Source organism: Flavobacterium sp. RSP46 (assembly GCF_003984825.1).
Classification (GTDB): domain Bacteria; phylum Bacteroidota; class Bacteroidia; order Flavobacteriales; family Flavobacteriaceae; genus Flavobacterium.
On sequence record NZ_RYDM01000010.1, the window covers coordinates 15113 to 34298 of the forward strand.

Below are 19186 nucleotides of genomic sequence, written 5' to 3' on the forward strand. Positions count from 1 at the left end.
TATCCTGATTTTAAAACACGACATTATACCATGGTTATTACTTAAAAGGCGAAAAATCAATATTTTTCAGATGATTCCGTGGCTGGCATCAAATGAATTCTTTTTTTATTTCCTCTAACGTTTTAGTGGTAAAAATTAATTGATTGATAATTTTCTCTCTCAAAAGATCAATATCGTCGCAATCAAAATAGTTAGCCCACGAAGTCAGATTGAATAAATTTCGGATCTGCTTGATGCGTTTAGTGGTTTCAAAACTGGTTCTCAAGATCGCTTTTTTATCATACTTTGGATTATTTCTGTGTTGGTAATTGACTGTTTTCTTTAGATAATTTGCTTCTAAATAATAGAGTTCTTCTATAGCATTATCTGGATAAAAACGATCCCAAGAAGCATAACCCAATTTAATTTTAGAAATTGTTTCTGGTTCTAAAGGTTCTAATCGCCATTTGCTATTAGCTAATCGTCCCCAATGATTGGACAACCGATACATTCCCGTTTTAGTATAATAATATTTACTGCCCGATTTGCTGTCATACTGAATTTTCAATCCATTTATAGCATCAATAGAAATTTCATCAAATACGCAGAAAGTATTTTTGAAAGAATTAGGGTTGGGACGAAAAATTTTATCCATGATGCAAAGGTAATCAGAAAATCAGGGCAAACACAACTGTTATTTGATTCCTATTCCAGGTGCTTAAATGACAGGTCAAACGCATTAAAATCATAATTCTGCATTCTTTTATAGATGCTCCAATAAAAAACAATACATTAGTGAAATTAAATTTTATCAAAAATTGTTGTTAAAAACACCTCAAACCGATCTCTTTATGAAAAAAACAGTACTATCGTTGCTCTTAGTTGGATTTTTTACGACAATGCATGCCCAACCATCAAAAACACCAGCAGCTACTCCTGCTCCAAAAGAAGAATATTCAGCTGCAAATCTTATTTTCAATCCGGATTCGCAGGTCATAACAGAACACAGCACAACTATCAAAGGTCAAAAAGTGCCTTACAAAGCCACCACTGGGACGATGCCGGTTTGGGATGAGGATGGAAAAGCAATTGCCGGATTATTTTACACGTATTATGAGCGTTCTGATGTAAAAGATCGTGCTGCCCGCCCTTTAGTCATCTCCTTTAATGGCGGTCCAGGTTCCGCTTCGGTTTGGATGCAGATTGCCTATACGGGTCCCACTTTAATTAATATTGATGATGAAGGCTATCCGTTACAGCCTTATGGAATCAAGGAAAATCCATATTCAATATTGGATGTTGCCGATATTGTTTTTGTAAATCCTGTTAATACCGCCTATTCAAGAGCGACAAGTAAAGAAATACCAACCACTAAATTCTTTGGTGTAAATGCCGACATTAAATACCTTGCTGATTGGATTAATGGATTTGTATCCCGAACCAATCGTTGGGCTTCACCCAAATATCTCATTGGTGAAAGTTATGGTACTACGCGTGTTTCCGGATTGGCACTAGAATTACAAAATAGTGAATGGATGTATTTGAACGGCGTTATTTTAGTATCGCCAACTGAATTGGGAATCACTCGTGGAGTCGCTTCTGAAGCTGCGCTGAAACTGCCTTATTTTGCTGCTACGGCTTGGTTCCACAAAAAATTACCTGCTGATTTACAGAACAAAGATTTAACGGATATGCTGCCTGAAGTAGAAGAATTTACCATAAATGAACTGCTTCCCGCAATGAGCAAAGGAGGCGCATTGGACGATCAAAAAAGAAAAGAAATCGCGTCCAAAATTGCGCGCTATTCCGGACTTTCGGAAAAAGTGGTTTTACAAAATAATTTAGATGTTCCCTATGATTATTTCTGGAAAGAATTGTTGCGCGATCAAGGATTTACCGTAGGAAGATTAGATTCTCGTTACAAAGGAATTGACCGTAAAACCGCTGGTGACAGTCCTGATTTTAATGCCGAACTTACTTCTTGGCTCCACTCCTTTACTCCTGCCATCAATATGTACTTGCGCAATAATTTGAATTACAAAACCGATTTCAAATACAATATGTTTGGTTCTGTGCGGCCTTGGGATGATTCCAATGATAAAACTGGAGAAAACCTGAGACAAGCCATGGCTCAAAATCCGTATTTGCATGTAATGGTTCAGTCCGGCTATTATGACGGGGCTTGTGATTATTTCAATTCAAAATACAACATGTGGCAAATGGATCCAAGCGGAAGACTAAATGACAGAATGTCCTGGAAAGGTTACAGAAGCGGTCACATGATGTATTTGAGAAAAGTAGATTTAGAAACTGCCAACGAGGATATCAGACAATTTATAAAACAATCCTTGCCGAAAGCCGGAGAGTCGGCAAAATATTAGTGGATAAAAAATTTCTAAAAAGGCTGTTCAAAATTATTTTGAACAGCCTTTTTTATTTTTTACATATACATTGGCTAATATAAAAATACGTAACGGCATTTACGGGAAAAACAAAACCTATTTTTGTGACGTGAAAAAATCAGTTTCAATTATTGGAGGAGGACCCGCAGCACTTATACTGGCTGCATTATTGGATTGTGAGAAATTCAAGGTTACAGTCTACGAAAAAAACAAAACACTGGGAAGGAAATTTTTGGTGGCCGGAAAAGGGGGATTTAACCTCACCCATTCGGAACCCATTGCTGAATTGATTGCACGCTATACACCACCTCATTTTTTGGAAAAAGCATTGCTTAATTTTGATAATGAAGACTTTAGACAGTGGATAGATACCATCGGTATCCCAACCTATATTGGCAGTAGCAAACGAGTATATCCTGAAAGTGGCATCAAACCCATAACAGTACTCAACGCAATTCTGGATGTTTTGACTAAGCAAGGTGTCGCTATTCAATACCAACACACCTGGACGGGCTGGAGGAACAAAGATGACATCGTTTTCAATACAGATACAGCAATAAAATCCGACTATACCATTTTTGCCCTGGGCGGTGGTAGCTGGAAGATCACCGGTTCTGATGGTACCTGGCTAGATTTATTTGAAAGAGAAAATATTCCTATCGTTGCTTTTCAATCTTCGAATTGTGCGTATCGGGTGAACTGGCCGGAAGATTTCATCTTGGAACATGAAGGCAGTCCGCTTAAAAATATTGCGATTAGCTGTTTGAATAAAAGACAAAAAGGCGAAGCGGTTATCACACGTTTCGGTTTAGAAGGAAATGCTATTTATGCACTTAGTCCACACATTCGAGAAGAATTGGAAAGCCAACAAAAAGCTACAATTTTCCTAGATCTCAAACCAACCTTATGTTATGAAGATTTGCTTGACAAAATTAGAAAATCAACTTTTAAAAAGACGAGCGAAACATTACAGAAAGAAGTAAAATTGAGTCCCGCGCAAATTGGACTTTTGAAAAAATACCTTTCGAAAGAAATCTACTTGAATCCAGAATTATTGGCTCAAAATATTAAAAAATTAAGCCTCGAAATTACCGGTGCTGCGTTATTGAACGATGCGATATCAACAACAGGCGGTATCCAACTGAATGCTGTGGACGAAAATTTTCAACTAAAAGATAAAAAAAGTAATTATTGCATTGGTGAAATGCTCGACTGGGATGCACCTACCGGAGGCTATCTCTTGCAAGCTTGTTTTAGTATGGGGATGCATCTTGCGCGTCATCTGAACAGTCTTTCTTGAATTTTTTACAATATTTTCCTTAACTATTACCTAGTAAATCACGCATCAACGTTTTTAAAAAATCAGCCACAGATTCACAGATTAAAAATAGATTTTTAGTAAAAAAATATTTATAACAAAATATATAAATCTGTGAATCTGTGGCAAAAAAACCTTGGTATGTTTTTCGGACAATTGTAACTTTAAATATTACTATTGTAAATTGGCTAAAAGTATTTTTGATTGCAAAATGACTTTACACAATAGTTTTAAAATTCATTTACAATATCATTTCTTCAAATAAACGCTGGGTTGTTTGTTCCAAATCATCACACAATCCTGGATGTGGTCTTGAGGTTTGAATGGCGGAACTGCGAAGTGCTGTCAACCAACGGAAACGCGACGGAATATCAAATTGTCCTATTGGTCCTCCTGATTTTTCGCCATGCGCTACTTTGGCAAATGCCTGTATATTTAAATGCAATTGTTCTATATCCAAATCATCCGAAAAAACTTGGAGTTTGGATTCATTTACTGCATACAAAACCTTGATGAATTTTGCTTTTTTACAAAACAGAATAATACCCACATTGAGGAATTCTTCGCGTTCTACCCTAGGCACAACTCGGATTACGGCATACTCATATAAGTGCTTTTCTTGCATTTTGTGCTTCGTTTATAAAAATTTCGGAATGGTTCAAACGTGTTATTAAAAACTGAAAATAGACTTCCCGAATTGCATCCGGAGTTTCATCGGTATCTTCCCAATGGAGCCATACTTCCGGAATCAGATTCACGATATTTTGCAATACATCGTCTGTCATTATTTTTTTGAATGCTAAATCCGTTTCTATTAATAAAGAAGCCTGAGGCAACAAAACATGGTCTTTAATCAGTGCAAAAGGACTTTGTGCTTGCTTTTCCCAATTGGTCCACGAATGATGAAAATAAAGACTTGCGCCGTGATCAATAAGCCATAATTCTTTATGCCAGATCAACATATTGGTGTTTCTAAAGGTTCTGTCCACATTGGTGATAAAAGCATCTAACCAAACAATTTGGGAAGCTAGTTTTGGGTTAACCAACGTGACAACAGGATCAAAATTTATGGCTCCCGATAAATAATGCAAAGCTAAATTCAGACCCTGACTCCCTTGAAGCAAGTCCTGAATTTCTTCGTCGGCTTCACTGCGGCCAAAAGCTTCGCCGAGATTTGCAAAAACGAGTTCCGGCATTTTCAAGTTTAATACACGAGCAATTTCTCCACCGATTAATTCGGCAATTAAGGCTTTTACGCCATGTCCGGCACCTTTGAATTTCAGTACATATTTAAAATCGTCATCGGCTTCAGCGAGCGCAGGCAAAGAGCCGCCTTCCCGCAAAGGAGCGATGTATCGTGTAACATTTACGGTTCTAAGATGGGGTGTTTTTTCCATAATCAAATTGGATAAAGCAATTTTGCTTGGATACAAACTTACAAATAAGTGAGAAGAATTTCGTGTCTATTTTGTAAAATGATTGCTAACAATCTGTCCGTCTGACGAAAAATTAACCTTATCAAGAATATTTTTTATTGCTAACTTGTATCAATAATAAGTTGAATAAATTAGCTATTCATAAAAAAATTACCGGAAACTACAATGATATTCCTCCCTCGTCGGAATGACAAAAGGAAAAGAAATAAAATGAAATGGTAAAAGACAAAATACTACTCCAAGTTTTCTATACTCAAAAAAGCTTTTCCAATATTCGCAATTACATCTGAAGCGATAAAAGATTGATAGCCCGTTTCTGGCAAGGCAATATCCGCGGTTAATCCGTGAAGATACACGCCAAGAATTGCGGCACTAATGGGTTCATAGGCTTGTGCCAAGAGACTTGTAATCATTCCCGTCAAAACATCACCCGTTCCAGCGGTTGCAAGCGCAGCATTTCCGGTGGTATTTTCGTAGAAAGTTTTACCATCAATGATTCGGGTGGGTGCGCCTTTCATAACGATTATAATTTCGTGTTGTTTGGAGAAAGAGATTGCTTTATTCATTTTTTCTTCTTCGAAATGCCATTTTCCAATTAATCGTTCCAGTTCTTTGGGATGTGGCGTTAAGATTGTTTTGGGCGGTACTAAAGAAAACCATTCTTTGTTTTGGGATAAAATATTCAGTGCATCGGCATCGATCACTAAAGGCGTTTTATTTGTTTTTAAAAACTGATGCAGCGCATTTTGGGTTTCTACGGCCTGACCCAATCCAGGACCAATTCCGATGGCTTGTGGTGTAATGTCGAAAGTAATATTGGAAATTGATTTCTCCTGATTGTCAGTTAAAACCATGACTTCTGGGATTGAAATTTGTAAAATATCATACCCACATTTTGGAATGAAAACGGTAACTAATCCGCAGCCGGTTTTCAAAGCCGCTTTAGAGGATAAGCTCACTGCTCCTATTTTGCCGTAACTTCCGCCAATGATTAAAGCGTGTCCTTGAATACCTTTGTGGGTATGTTTATCTGGTTGTTTGAGGCGTTTTAGAATTTCTTTTTGGTCAATATAAATAGGATTCGTCATGGAAATTTATTTGTTTAAAATTACGAATTTAATAGGAAACAAATTCGTCAATTTAATCGAAATTACCTAGCCCTGATTATAACGGAAATCCTTATTATACGCCTTTTTTGGCGAATAATAAGATTGCAGTGAAAAGCAGGAAATAGCTCCTAAAAAAACTTATGATAAATGATATGGTACGTGTTGTTCCGAAAACGTTTGAAACTTTAAACTTTGCTTCGCTCTGCCTTTGTCACCCGAAATAAAATCAATAAATTAGCAAAATTAAATTTTATAGAAAAACACAATGAAAAATACTGCGCTTACGCACATACACGAGAGTTTGGGAGCAAAAATGCTACCGTTTGCCGGATACAATATGCCCATTTTATATGAAGGAGTGAATGCGGAACATGAAACGGTGCGCAATGCCGTGGGTGTTTTTGACGTTTCTCACATGGGTGAATTCCTGCTTACGGGTCCAAATGCATTGGCTTTGATTCAGAAAGTGACTACAAATGACGCTTCGACTTTGACTATCGGAAAAGCGCAATATTCTTGTTTACCAAATAATGATGGTGGAATTGTAGATGATTTGCTTGTTTATAAAATGAAAGATGAGCAGTATTTATTAGTAGTAAATGCGTCGAATATTGAGAAAGATTGGGATTGGATTTCGGCTCAAAATGATTTGGGTGTGGAGATGAAAAACCTTTCGGATGATTATTCATTATTGGCAATTCAAGGGCCAAAAGCGGTTGAAGCAATGCAATCGTTGACTTCAAAAGATTTATCTGCGATTCCGTATTACCATTTTGAAGTGGGTGAATTTGCGGGTATCAAAGATGTAATTATTTCGGCTACAGGATATACTGGTTCTGGAGGTTTTGAAATTTATTGCAAAAATTCAGAAGTAGAACAAATTTGGACTAAAGTTTTTGAAGCAGGTGCAGCTTTTGGCATCAAGCCAATTGGTCTTGCAGCTCGTGACACGTTGCGATTGGAAATGGGTTTCTGTTTGTACGGAAATGACATTAATGACACGACTTCGCCACTTGAAGCTGGTTTGGGATGGATTACAAAGTTCACAAAAGAATTCACGAATTCAGAAAATCTGAAAAAACAAAAAGAAGCGGGTGTTTCTAAAAAACTGGTTGCTTTTGAAATGCAGGAACGTGCGGTGCCAAGACACGATTACGAAATTGTAGATGCAACAGGAAATGTAATCGGAATTGTAACTTCGGGAACGATGTCACCTTCAATGAATAAAGGAATAGGAATGGGGTATGTAACTTCAGAAAACAGTGCTTTGGAAAGCGATATCTTTATCCGAATCCGTAAAAATGACGTCCCTGCCAAAGTGGTAAAATTACCTTTTTACAAGAAATAAAATCATTGGATAAAGTTTAGAATAACTGTATTTTTGCAGTTCAAAATAAGAAATAGAAATGGGAAGAGCGTTTGAGTTTAGAAAAGGAAGAAAAATGAAACGTTGGTCAGCAATGGCCAAAGCATTTACCAGAATAGGAAAAGATATTGTAATGGCCGTAAAAGAAGGCGGACCAAATCCTGATGCCAATTCCAGATTACGAGCAGTGATCCAGAACTCTAAGGCAGTGAATATGCCAAAAGAAAATGTGGAACGCGCCATTAAAAAAGCAACCGATAAAGACACGGCCAATTATAAAGAAGTTTTATTTGAAGGATATGCACCCCATGGTATTGCCATTCTGGTTGAAACTGCTACTGATAATAATAACAGAACGGTGGCTAATGTTAGGAGTTATTTTAACAAATGCAATGGCACATTGGGAACACAAGGTTCAGTTGAATTTATGTTTGATCACACCTGTAATTTTAGAATCCCGGCAAACGGAATTGATCCTGAAGAACTAGAGTTAGAGTTAATCGATTTTGGTGCTGAAGAAGTTTTTGAAGACGAAGATGGTATTTTAATATATGCGCCCTTTGGAAGTTTTGGAACCATTCAAAAAGAATTAGAAAACAGAGGACTGGAAATTCTTTCTTCCGGATTTGAAAGAATCCCCCAAATTACTAAAAAACTATCGGAAGCTGAAATGGCCGATGTAGAAAAATTAATTGAAAAAATGGAAGAAGACGATGATGTCATGAACGTGTATCATACTATGGAAGAAGCATAAACTTAATTTCTACAATAACTAAAACTCTAGCTTCGGCTGGAGTTTTTTTGCCTGAAAATGTATGACTTTAAAATTAAGCCTCGGTCATTTATTGTTTTAAATATTCTCTGGAGTGTCCCATATCCTTTTTTATCAGGTGCTCAAATAATAAATCAAAAATAAAAAAATACAATATTTAATTAAAAAATACAAGTTCCATTATTTAGTGAATATAAGTTTAATTCACGGTCTACAATTAACACGAAGAGATTTAGCAAACGAGTATTTTTAATATTTTTTTTCCTGATATCAAGTTTCTTATATTTGCCTACTTTTTGATAAATGCGACGCCCAAAAAACAAGCGAAACAGCCAGCAAGTGAGAGCATAATTATTTAAAAATAGAGCACCATCATTGAATATTAAGAATAAAAGGGAAAATTATTTTTTGTGACAATTTTCAGCAGAATGTAGTCCCTGATTGAATGCGTGTAGTGAATTAACTAAATATTCCTAATACAGAATATCGTTCTAAGGAACGTTTTAAATTATAACATATATGACAAACAACATTCTAATTGAAAATCAATATAAAAGAACCAGTTTATTTGAAAAAGAAAATGTAAACTATTTAGTGCGTATTTTAAAAAGGTTTAATACTGTACCAAAGATAAATAACATCAATATAATCACCTCAACTAGTGAGCCTACTATTTTCAAAATTATACCCAATAAATCGATTATAATTGGCTCGTCCTTTTTGAACAAACCTATTTTAGCTCTAGTTTATTTAAGATATGGTATTGAATGGCAGTTATGGTACAAAGCGTTGAATAACGAAAAAAAAGAGGCTGTTTTATGCGATATCGCTGCACTTGAAGTGATTCGAATATTTTATAATTTACTACCTAAAGATGATAAAGAAAAATTAGAAGATCTTGATTATGTTTTAATTAATTTAATCAAAAATGATACCTACTTAAATACAGAATCTTCATTAATAAACGAAGAGCTACAATCTTTCCATGGTTTAAAAAATTTAAATACTGAACTCAAAGAATCTTGGAAACCTATTGTTGAAAATCTAGCAAAACCCACCGAATACTTATTAATGTCTGGAGGAGATCTTAGATTGAATATCGACGAAATTCATTTGCTAAACAAATACGGATGTCGCCCATTCCCAAGACCTGATGCATTTACTTTTGCCTCATCTACGGCGTCCAGCGTTTCAAATTTTGCTTTTGATAAAACCGATAAAGTGAGAAGTATATTAATTAGAAACAGCTTGAAAAACAGTTTTAAAAATACTACTACCGAGTTTTCTGAATTACTAAAAAATAACCTTAGAAAAATATTTAAATTAAATGAGGAATGTGAAATAATTTTTTCTCCATCAGGTACCGATTCGTCGCTGCAAATAGCAGCTATAACACAAATTATTTCCGACAAAGAAATTACACACATTTTGGTGGCCTCTGATGAAACTGGTAGTGGCGTTGCTGCCGCCTTAAAGGGATGCCACTTTGAAAACACTACTGCACTAAATTATCCAATTAAAAAAGATACTAAAATTGAAGGCTTTAGAGAGGTTGATTTAATTAAAATCCCTTTTCGAGATGAAAATGGCGCATCAAAATCTTCTGCTCAATTAGATAAGGAAGTATTTGATGCCGTTATCAAGACCAAAAATCAAGGCAGGCACATAGTGTTACATACTATGGACCAATCAAAATTAGGGTATCAATCTCCCAGTGACGAATTTATAAAAAAACTAAATACACTTGAAAATTTATCAATTCAGATTATTGTAGACGGCTCACAGCTTAGATTAGATCCAAAAGACATACAAAATTATTTAAACAAAGGGTATATTGTTACTATAACAGGAAGTAAATTTTTCACGGGCCCTCCATACTGCGGTGCATTAATTTTACCTAAAAGTGTCAACAAATTAATACATTCTGTAAAAAACACATTACCCAAAGGTTTAACCCAATATTACAATCATTCTGATTGGCCGGCTTCTTGGTTTTGTTCCAATGAATTATCCGATGGGTATAACTATGGTTCCTATATGCGCTGGAATGCGGCCGTAGTTGAAATGGACAGATACTACAAAACACCTGTTTTATATCGAAATATGGGTATTGAGATGTTTTGCAATTTTGTTGATGATTCCATAAAAGAAGCCACTTTTTTACAGCCTATTTATGGTGATGAAACAAAAACGAAGAGTTACAGCAGTAAAGAATTTGGAATACGAAATATCCGTACCATTTTTCCTTTCTTTATTTTTAAAGATAATGAAGTTTTATCTGTTGATAACGTAAAAAAATTATATACGTTATTAAATACTGATTTATCGGATCAGTTTGAAGGTTCTTCATTAGAAATCATTCGGCTTGCTGCCCAAAAATGCCATATTGGTCAAGCAGTTAATGTAAAATATACTACTGAAATTGAAAGTGCTATTTTAAGAATTAGTTTAGGAGCAAGAGTTATTTCTGAAAGTTGGGTCAACAGAGATATTAGTCTCTTTTTTAGAAACATAGAATTACAAATGAGCCAGATCACGATCACTATTAAAAAAATCGAATTAATACTTAGTACTCCTGAATTATTGGATTAACCAAAAAAGTATTCTTCCTTATATGATCAATAAAAAAGTCCCATTTGCAAAAGCTAATGGGACTTTTTATTTATAATTTCAACTTATTTTATCATTTCTATTTTTTGAACTTCTTCTTGGTTTATACTGTCAAAGAAACCTTGTTCATGCATCCAATCATCACTAAATACTTTACTCATATAACGAGAACCGTGATCTGGAAATATGGCAATAACAACACTGTTAACATCAAACTCGCCTTCATCAGCATATTGCTTGATGGCTTGCAAAACAGCTCCTGAAGTATATCCTACAAATAAACCTTCTTTCCTTGTGATTTCTCGAGCCGCATGAGCACTTTCTTCGTCAGTTACTTTCATGAATTTATCAATAATATCAAAATCCGTTGCTGATGGAATTAAGTTCTTCCCTAAACCTTCTATTCGGTACGGATAAATTTCATCATTATCGAATTCTCCAGTTTCATGGTACTTTTTTAATACGGATCCAAAAGCATCGACTCCAAGAATTCTAATGTTTGGATTTTGTTCTTTTAAGTATTTTGCAGTACCGGAAATAGTTCCTCCTGTTCCACTACAAGCAATTAAGTGTGTGATTGCTCCATTTGTTTGCTTCCAAATTTCCGGACCGGTAGACTTATAATGCGCATCAACATTCAACTGATTGAAATATTGGTTGATATACACCGAGCCTTTTGTTTCTTCATGCAAACGTTTGGCAACATTGTAATACGAACGTTTATCATCAGCAGAAACATGCGCCGGACAAACATACACTTTAGCGCCTAAGCTGCGAAGCATGTCTATTTTGTCTTTAGATGATTTAGAACTAACAGCCAGAATACAGCTATATCCTTTTATAATACTCACCATTGCTAAACTAAAACCCGTATTGCCGGATGTTGTTTCAATTATAGTATCACCAGGAGATAAAACGCCTCTCTTTTCAGCTTCTTCAATTATGTGCAATGCTATTCTGTCTTTGGAGGAATGTCCCGGATTAAAAGCTTCTACTTTTGCATAAAAAGCACCTTCTAACTCTTCAGTGACTTTATTTAACTTAATAAGAGGAGTATTACCTATAAGTTCTAAGACATTATTGTAAGCGTTTACTTTTTTTTTCATAAAAAAATAGTTAGTTGCAGCAATTTCTAATTACACCTCGAAAGTTACAAATTTAACAAAAAAAAGCTATCTAGTTTTTAATTTTTTCTAAATCTAATAAAAAACTATATTCCTTTGCTAATTCCTTTAAGGCTTCAAACCGACCTGAAGCACCGCCGTGACCCGCATCCATATTCGTATTAAGATATAAAACGGTATCATTTGTTTTTTGAGTACGGAGCTTTGCAACCCACTTGGCAGGCTCCCAATATTGTACTTGTGAATCATGAAGTCCGGTAGAAACGAACATATTAGGATAGTTTTGAGCTTTTACGTTGTCATAAGGAGAGTAGGATGCCATATAATCATAATATTTTTTCTCGTTTGGATTGCCCCATTCATCATATTCTCCTGTTGTCAGCGGAATCGTGTCATCAAGCATCGTGGTGATAACATCTACAAAAGGAACCTGCGCAATTACTCCGTTGTACAATTCCGGCGCCATATTGACAACTGCTCCCATTAATAATCCACCTGCTGAACCGCCCTCGGCATATAAATGTTTTGGTGAAGTATATTTTTCCTGAATCAAAAACTTAGAACAATCAATAAAATCAGTGAAGGTGTTTTTCTTTTTCAATAATTTTCCGTCTTCATACCATTGTCTTCCTAAATCTTCACCACCGCGAATGTGTGCTATGGCAAATACAAATCCTCGATCCAAAATTGACAAACGCGTAGATGAAAAATAAGCATCCATGGTAACGCCGTATGAACCGTAGGCATAAAGCAATACCGGATTATTCCCATCTTTTTTCAACCCCTTTTTGTACACCATAGAAATGGGTACTTTGGTACCATCTGTTGCTGTGGCCCAAACACGCTCTTCGATATAATTATTTTTATCAAATTTGCCCCCAAGAACCTGTTGCTCTTTCTTGATTTCTTTCTCTTTGGTTTTCATATTAAAGTCAATAACTGAAGATGGCGTTGCCAATGATTGGTAACTGTAACGCAAAATATCAGTATCAAAATCCACATTTGTTGTCGTATATGCGCTATACGTTTCGCTTCCAAAAGGCAAATAATATTCTCCTTCTCCACTCCAAGGCATAATACGAATGTGGTTCAAACCATTGGAACGTTCTTCTACAACTAAATAGTTTCTAAAAATTTCGATATCTTCCAGTAAAACGTCTTTTCGATGCGCAATGACATCTTTCCAATTTTCTTTTGCAGTAGCGTTTTCAGGGGTTTTCATCAACTTGAAGTTAGTTGCTTTGTCCTTATTGGTCATGATATAAAAAGAATCTCCAAAATGAGAAATACTGTATTCTAAGCCGCGAACCCTTGGTTGAAAAACCACAAACTCTCCATCTGGAGTATCTGAATTTAAAATTCTGTACTCGGTTGTTAAGGTACTTCCGGAGCCTATTACAATATATTTTTTTGATTTTTCTTTGCCTACAGAAACATTGAACGTATCGTCTTTTTCATTAAAAACTAATATATCAGTAGCTGAATCTGTGGCTAATTTATGTTTAAAAACTTTATCAGACCGCAAGGTAACTTTATCTTGTCTGGTGTAAAATATCGTTTTATTATCATTGGCCCAAACAGAACTTCCAGTAGCATTTTCAATCTTATCCGAAAGAATTTCTTCCGTCTCTAAGTTTTTGATTTGTATCGTATAAATACGTCTTCCAACGGTATCAATACCAAAACTCGCAAATTTATTGTCCGGACTCACGCTCAAACCACCCAATTGAAAGTAAGAATGGTCTTTGGCTAAGTCATTACAGTTGAATAAAATTTCCTCAGTAGCGGTAAGACTTCCTTTTTTTCTGGAATAAATGGGATAATCCTTTCCGGTTTCAAAACGCGTGATATAATAGTAACCATTGTATAAGTAAGGAACCGATTGATCGTCTTCCTTGATGCGGGCTTTCATTTCTTCGTATAATTCTTTCTGAAACCCTTTTGTATCCACAGTCATGGCTTCATAATACGTATTTTCTTGATTCAAATAATCAATCACTTCCAGGTTCTCTCTCTCGTTTAACCAGAAATAATTATCTACCCGTTTTTGGTTGTGTTTTTCTAAAGTTTTTGGAATTATTTTAGCTACGGGAGAAGGAATATTTTTTGACATTTGTTGCGCTTTTATATTAGTAATTGATGGTGCAAAAATAACACAAAGACAACTTAAGACGAGTTTATTTTTCATGAATATTTTATTGATTATAACTATGCAATATAGTAATTTTGTAAATCAAATTAATTTAAAAAATTAAAACATGGATTTAATGGGAATGATGGGCAAACTTAAAGAGACCCAACAAAAGATAGAAGACACAAAAAAACGTTTAGATACTGTTCTTATAGACGAACAAAGCACTGATGGTTTATTGAAAGTTACTTTGACTGCCAACAGAACCCTAAAATCAATTATTATTGACGACACTCTATTAGCAGATAAAGAGCAACTGGAAGATTATTTGATTTTAGTATTGAATAAAGCAATCGAAAAAGCGACAAATGTCAATCAGAGCGAACTGGATGTCGTTACTAAAATGGATATGCCAATGATTCCCGGAATGGAAGATTTGTTTAAATAAAAAAGTTTAAAGTTTAAGGTTTAACGTTTTTTGATCACGATAAAAACTTTAAACCTTAAACTTTAAACAAATTCTCCAAGAAGAACTATACTAACTTCTGCAAGGTTTCCAATACATAGGTATGCATAACTTCCTTATAATCAAGATGCGTGACTATTCGCAGTTTTCCATGCCCCATGGAACTGATTAAAATATTTTTTTGCTTTAACAATTCAATTAAATTCTTTTCGATACAATTTGGAACCAACGAGAAAATCAAAATATTAGTTTCAACCGGCTCTACTGATGCAACCCAGCTTACCTTTTTCAAAACTTCGGCAATTTCTTTCGCTCGCCTATGATCTTCAGCAAGGCGTTCTATATTATTGTCCAAGGCATAAATTCCGGCTGCTGCCAAATAGCCTACCTGACGCATTCCGCCACCTAATATTTTTCGAATTCGCAATGCTCTGTGAATCGTGGCTTTGTCCGCTAACAACACCGAACCAATTGGTGCTCCCAAACCTTTAGACAAACAAACCGAAATGGTATCAAATAATTCCCCAAATGCTTTTGGATCTTGATTTTTGGCTACCAAAGCATTCCAGATTCGGGCGCCATCCAGGTGAAATTTCAAATTATTAGCATCACAAACCTTTTTTATTTTTTGCAAATCTTCCAGTTCATAGCAAGCGCCGCCACCTTTATTAGTGGTGTTTTCTACACAAACTAAACTTGTTAAAGGACTGTGGTAAAACTCCGGATCATTGATGGCTCCAGCCACTTGCTCTGCAGTTATCATTCCGCGGTTTCCGTCTAATAAGCAACAAGAAACGCCACTATTGAAGGAAACACCGCCGCCTTCATAATGGTATACATGTGCATATTTGTCAGCAATTAATTGTTCTCCGGGTTGGGTATGCAATTTTATCGCTGTTTGATTGGCCATCGTTCCTGAGGGAAAAAAAAGACCCGCTTCCATACCAAACATCTCAGCAACTCTGGCTTCTAGGGCTATAACTGTAGGATCTTGTTTGTAAACATCATCGCCTACTTCAGCATTTAACATATGAACCAGCATTTCACGTGAAGGTTTCGTGATTGTGTCGCTAACTAAATTTATTTCCATATTTATTTTTATTTTCAGTACGGACAATTCGCGAATTGTCCCTTCGTAAAATTTTTCTATTTTTGTGCCACAAATTTACACAATACCGTTTATTAATTCCAACTAGTTCCGTTAAAACTACACTAATTGTAGTACACGGCAGCAATTTTGATAAATTATTGAAAACAGACCAACCAAATTAATATAATTTTATGACAACTACCGAACAAATTAAAGGTATTGTAGAGCGCCTTGGTGCGTTGAGGAGGTATCTTTGACGTTGATGCCAAGCTAATTGAGATCTCAAACGAAGAAGAAAAAACCTTTGCCCCTGATTTTTGGAACAATCCAAAAGAAGCTGAGATCATTGTAAAAAATCTCCGAAATAAGAAAAAGTGGATTGAAGATTACAATAAAGCAGTCGAAATGACGGATGAATTGCAACTTGCCTATGATTTTTACAAAGAAGGTGAACTTACCGGAGAAGAATTAGACGAACATTACTACGCCACTCAAGCGCATATTGAAGCCATTGAATTCAAGAACATGCTCTCGGACGAAGGGGATACTTTGAGTGCTGTGGTACAAATTACTGCTGGTGCCGGTGGAACCGAAAGTTGTGATTGGGCCGAAATGCTCATGCGCATGTACATGATGTGGGGCGAAAAATACGGTTACAAAATCAAAGAACTGAATTTCCAGAAAGGAGAAGCTGCCGGTATCAAGACCGTAACACTCGAATTTGAAGGCGATTATTCTTTTGGATATTTAAAAGGCGAAAACGGCGTGCATCGACTGGTACGAATTTCTCCTTTTGACAGCAATGCCAAACGTCATACCTCATTTGCATCCGTTTACGTGTATCCACTGGTAGATGATAGCATCGAAATTGACATCAATCCTGCTGACATTGAGATCACGACTTCGCGATCCAGCGGAGCTGGTGGACAAAATGTAAATAAGGTGGAAACTAAAGTACAATTGTTTCATAAACCTACCGGAATTCAAATACAATGTTCCGAAACGCGATCGCAGCAAGACAACAGACAGCGTGCCATGCAGATGTTACGCTCTCAATTGTACGAAATTGAGTTAAAAAAGAAACAGGCACAACGCGCTGATATTGAAGCTGGTAAAATGAAAATAGAATGGGGTTCCCAAATCAGAAATTATGTCATGCAACCTTATAAGTTAGTCAAAGATGTTCGCACCGGTTATGAAACCAGCAACGTTGACGGCGTTATGAATGGAGAAATTGATGAGTTCCTGAAAGCTTATCTAATGATGATGGGACAAAAGGAAGAGGAATAAAATACCATTTAGTTAAAATAAAACAGATCCTACCGGCTTTAAAGTCGGTGGGATTTTTTTTATAGATAAACCCCTTTTTTAACGGCAACATTTTATCATGTTACTTAAGGCATCATACTACTCTTTACCTTTTTTTCTAAAGCCATTAGAAAACGGTATTATTTTCTGCTTAGTAATTATTCACGACCCACAATTGCATCCCATTTTCAATGCTAATTTTTTTCTGTTTTGAAAGTAACACTATTATGAAGAAAAATTAATTTAAAAAATATCCTATTGTATTAATCTAAACCGCTATAGTTACTGTTTCTTGTCTTGTTTTAATTAAAAAAAGTAAAAATTAGCACCATCCATCCAAATGTAAAAAAAGGAAGACGAAAAGAAACAACATCTAAAAAGAAGGCTTTTAGATGTGTTTACTTTACGCATAAAAAAAAGTTAATGTGGGAATTATGTAAGTCTTATTCCTCATAATATTTTTATCTTTGTTATTCAATAATTGTTATTACAAACTAGAACAATTTTATTTTTTTCAAAAAAACCAATCTACTTCGTAAAAATTTCCTAACCAATTATTGAATTATACATGCTAAAACCATCTGTTTTACATTATAAATTATTTTTGGCAGAAGCCAAAAATTAATCTTCTTTAAATATTAGAATTATGGCCATACAAACAACGAATCCCGCAACAAACAAAGTTTTGAAATCATTTGATGAAATGACCGACAAGCAAGTAGATGATGCCATTGTACAAGCTGCCAATACCTTCCAAGATTGGAAAAAAACATCATATTCTGAAAGAGCGGCTGTTTTAAACAAAGTAGCTTCTTTAATGAGAAAGAAGAAAACAGCTTTGGCTACTTTGATTACACTCGAAATGGGAAAAATATTTTCACAGGCAGAAGGTGAAATTGAATTAAGTGCTAATATATTAGATTATTATGCTCAAAATGGCGAAGCCTTTTTAGTCGATAAAAAATTAGAGCCTGAACTTGGCGAAGCCATTATCAGATCAAGCCCAATAGGCGTTTTACTGGGTGTTCAACCGTGGAATTTCCCTTTTTATCAGGTAGCTCGTTTCATTGCGCCAAACATCATGGTAGGAAATACTATCTTAGTAAAACACGCTTCTATGGTTCCTCAATGTGCAATTGCAATTCAAGATTTATTTAAAGAAGCGCAAGCTCCAATTGGATTATACACTAATTTGTTAATCTCAGGAAAAAGAGCTTCAGCCATTGTTTCTGACAAAAGAATCAAAGGTGTTTCACTTACCGGTAGTGAAGCCGCTGGTGCAAGTTTAGCTGCAGAAGCTGGTAAAAACCTTAAGAAATCAGTTTTAGAATTAGGAGGTAATGATGCCTTAATCGTTTTAGAAGATGCCGATATTGATAAAACTGTAGAATGGGCCGTAGTAGGTAGAATGAACAATAATGGACAAAGTTGTATTGCTTCCAAAAGAATTATTGCTATAGAAGCTATTGCTGATGAATTTATCGAAAAGTACACAGCTAAACTAGCTAAATTAAAAGTAGGAGATCCAATGGATTCAAATACAGAATTAGGTCCATTGAGTAGTGAAGAAGCTTTATTACACTTAGTAGATCAAGTGGAAAGATCAGTTGCTGCCGGAGCTACCGTTTTACTTGGAGGAAAAAGAGTTGATGGTCCGGGAGCCTTTATGGAACCTACCATTCTAACGGATCTAAATCCTGAAATTCCAGCATATCACGAAGAATTATTCGGACCAGTTTCCTCTTTTTACAGAGTAAAAGACGAAGCTGCTGCAATTGCCTTGGCGAATGATTCTGATTTTGGTTTAGGAGGATCCATATTTACTAAAGATATTGAACGTGGAAAACGACTTGCTGATCAGATTGATTCTGGAATGGTATTTATCAATCACCCAACTTGGACACAAGCCGATTTACCTTTTGGAGGAACCAAAGGTTCTGGTTACGGTAGAGAACTCTCTGAAATTGGAATTCATGAATTTGTAAATAAAAAATTAATCCGTGTGAGTGGATTATCCGATCCTTTCTAGAATAAGACAATATCTCGATTTTTACATTTAAGAAAAGCATCTAAAA

15 protein-coding genes are annotated in these 19186 nt (G+C 35.5%); 8 read left to right on the forward strand and 7 right to left on the reverse strand.

Annotated features, from left to right (window positions below; all coding sequences use genetic code 11):
- Window positions 1-88: 88 nt before the first annotated feature.
- The gene (locus EKM01_RS13595) at window positions 89-634 is read right to left on the reverse strand and encodes a hypothetical protein (RefSeq protein WP_126463326.1); all 546 of its coding nucleotides are present in this window, start codon (window positions 632-634) and stop codon (window positions 89-91) included.
- A gap of 196 nt (window positions 635-830) precedes the next feature.
- On the opposite strand from EKM01_RS13595, the gene EKM01_RS13600 reads away from it, so the two are divergent.
- On the forward strand, window positions 831-2360 hold the full coding sequence (locus EKM01_RS13600) for a S10 family peptidase (protein WP_126563665.1): 1530 nt from the start codon (window positions 831-833) through the stop codon (window positions 2358-2360).
- Between the two features lie 130 nt (window positions 2361-2490).
- The gene (locus EKM01_RS13605) at window positions 2491-3681 is read left to right on the forward strand and encodes a TIGR03862 family flavoprotein (RefSeq protein WP_126768658.1); all 1191 of its coding nucleotides are present in this window, start codon (window positions 2491-2493) and stop codon (window positions 3679-3681) included.
- 259 nt (window positions 3682-3940) lie between these two features.
- Here EKM01_RS13605 and EKM01_RS13610 read toward each other — a convergent pair whose 3' ends face one another.
- The 3 genes from EKM01_RS13610 to EKM01_RS13620 form a co-directional block, all read right to left on the reverse strand.
- A complete protein-coding gene (locus tag EKM01_RS13610) occupies window positions 3941-4324 on the reverse strand; it encodes a DUF3037 domain-containing protein (protein WP_126768659.1) in 384 nt (127 codons plus the stop codon).
- Window positions 4302-5096: a HipA family kinase gene (locus EKM01_RS13615; RefSeq protein ID WP_126768660.1), complete on the reverse strand. Its 795-nt coding sequence runs from the start codon at window positions 5094-5096 to the stop codon at window positions 4302-4304. Before EKM01_RS13615 ends, EKM01_RS13610 begins: the two co-directional genes overlap by 23 nt.
- Before the next feature lie 272 nt (window positions 5097-5368).
- Window positions 5369-6223, reverse strand: a complete 855-nt coding sequence (locus tag EKM01_RS13620; RefSeq protein ID WP_126768661.1) for an NAD(P)H-hydrate dehydratase — start codon at window positions 6221-6223, stop codon at window positions 5369-5371.
- A gap of 286 nt (window positions 6224-6509) precedes the next feature.
- Here EKM01_RS13620 and gcvT point away from each other — a divergent pair, with 286 nt between their 5' ends.
- The 3 genes from gcvT to EKM01_RS13635 all read left to right on the forward strand — a co-directional run bounded on the left by gcvT (window position 6510) and on the right by EKM01_RS13635 (window position 10974).
- Window positions 6510-7592, forward strand: coding sequence for a glycine cleavage system aminomethyltransferase GcvT (gene gcvT, locus EKM01_RS13625; protein WP_126516245.1), 1083 nt, complete (start codon window positions 6510-6512; stop codon window positions 7590-7592).
- Between the two features lie 58 nt (window positions 7593-7650).
- The gene (locus EKM01_RS13630) at window positions 7651-8364 is read left to right on the forward strand and encodes a YebC/PmpR family DNA-binding transcriptional regulator (protein ID WP_126454832.1); all 714 of its coding nucleotides are present in this window, start codon (window positions 7651-7653) and stop codon (window positions 8362-8364) included.
- Window positions 8365-8901: 537 nt separating this feature from the next.
- Complete coding sequence (locus EKM01_RS13635) at window positions 8902-10974, forward strand: hypothetical protein (protein WP_126454834.1); 2073 nt, start codon at window positions 8902-8904, stop codon at window positions 10972-10974.
- Window positions 10975-11057: 83 nt separating this feature from the next.
- Here EKM01_RS13635 and EKM01_RS13640 read toward each other — a convergent pair whose 3' ends face one another.
- Entirely contained in the window at window positions 11058-12098 is a 1041-nt protein-coding gene (locus EKM01_RS13640; RefSeq protein ID WP_126463342.1) for a PLP-dependent cysteine synthase family protein, read from the reverse strand.
- Window positions 12099-12168: 70 nt separating this feature from the next.
- On the reverse strand, window positions 12169-14304 hold the full coding sequence (locus tag EKM01_RS13645) for a S9 family peptidase (RefSeq protein WP_199740690.1): 2136 nt from the start codon (window positions 14302-14304) through the stop codon (window positions 12169-12171).
- A gap of 70 nt (window positions 14305-14374) precedes the next feature.
- Between EKM01_RS13645 and EKM01_RS13650 the strand changes: the two genes are divergently transcribed.
- A complete protein-coding gene (locus EKM01_RS13650) occupies window positions 14375-14695 on the forward strand; it encodes a YbaB/EbfC family nucleoid-associated protein (protein ID WP_126454841.1) in 321 nt (106 codons plus the stop codon).
- A gap of 85 nt (window positions 14696-14780) precedes the next feature.
- Here EKM01_RS13650 and EKM01_RS13655 read toward each other — a convergent pair whose 3' ends face one another.
- Entirely contained in the window at window positions 14781-15803 is a 1023-nt protein-coding gene (locus tag EKM01_RS13655) for a low specificity L-threonine aldolase (RefSeq protein WP_126456163.1), read from the reverse strand.
- Window positions 15804-15994: 191 nt separating this feature from the next.
- Here EKM01_RS13655 and prfB point away from each other — a divergent pair.
- Both prfB and EKM01_RS13665 read left to right on the forward strand, forming a co-directional pair.
- A protein-coding gene (gene prfB / locus EKM01_RS13660; RefSeq protein WP_126456165.1) for a peptide chain release factor 2 occupies window positions 15995-17093 on the forward strand; the annotation gives its coding sequence in 2 pieces (ribosomal slippage) (window positions 15995-16057 and window positions 16059-17093; 1098 coding nt in all).
- A gap of 664 nt (window positions 17094-17757) precedes the next feature.
- On the forward strand, window positions 17758-19140 hold the full coding sequence (locus tag EKM01_RS13665) for an NAD-dependent succinate-semialdehyde dehydrogenase (protein WP_126768662.1): 1383 nt from the start codon (window positions 17758-17760) through the stop codon (window positions 19138-19140).
- Window positions 19141-19186: the final 46 nt, after the last annotated feature.

Excerpts from the sequence above, each read along its gene's own strand:
- EKM01_RS13595 (WP_126463326.1), bottom strand. The coding sequence starts at position 634 with ATGGATAAAATTTTTCGTCCCAACCCTAATTCTTTCAAAAATACTTTC.
- EKM01_RS13600 (WP_126563665.1), top strand. The coding sequence starts at position 831 with ATGAAAAAAACAGTACTATCGTTGCTCTTAGTTGGATTTTTTACGACA.
- EKM01_RS13610 (WP_126768659.1), bottom strand. The coding sequence starts at position 4,324 with ATGCAAGAAAAGCACTTATATGAGTATGCCGTAATCCGAGTTGTGCCT.
- EKM01_RS13615 (WP_126768660.1), bottom strand. The coding sequence starts at position 5,096 with ATGGAAAAAACACCCCATCTTAGAACCGTAAATGTTACACGATACATC.
- EKM01_RS13620 (WP_126768661.1), bottom strand. The coding sequence starts at position 6,223 with ATGACGAATCCTATTTATATTGACCAAAAAGAAATTCTAAAACGCCTC.
- gcvT (WP_126516245.1), top strand. The coding sequence starts at position 6,510 with ATGAAAAATACTGCGCTTACGCACATACACGAGAGTTTGGGAGCAAAA.
- EKM01_RS13630 (WP_126454832.1), top strand. The coding sequence starts at position 7,651 with ATGGGAAGAGCGTTTGAGTTTAGAAAAGGAAGAAAAATGAAACGTTGG.
- EKM01_RS13635 (WP_126454834.1), top strand. The coding sequence starts at position 8,902 with ATGACAAACAACATTCTAATTGAAAATCAATATAAAAGAACCAGTTTA.
- EKM01_RS13640 (WP_126463342.1), bottom strand. The coding sequence starts at position 12,098 with ATGAAAAAAAAAGTAAACGCTTACAATAATGTCTTAGAACTTATAGGT.
- EKM01_RS13645 (WP_199740690.1), bottom strand. The coding sequence starts at position 14,304 with ATGAAAAATAAACTCGTCTTAAGTTGTCTTTGTGTTATTTTTGCACCA.
- EKM01_RS13650 (WP_126454841.1), top strand. The coding sequence starts at position 14,375 with ATGGATTTAATGGGAATGATGGGCAAACTTAAAGAGACCCAACAAAAG.
- EKM01_RS13655 (WP_126456163.1), bottom strand. The coding sequence starts at position 15,803 with ATGGAAATAAATTTAGTTAGCGACACAATCACGAAACCTTCACGTGAA.
- EKM01_RS13665 (WP_126768662.1), top strand. The coding sequence starts at position 17,758 with ATGGCCATACAAACAACGAATCCCGCAACAAACAAAGTTTTGAAATCA.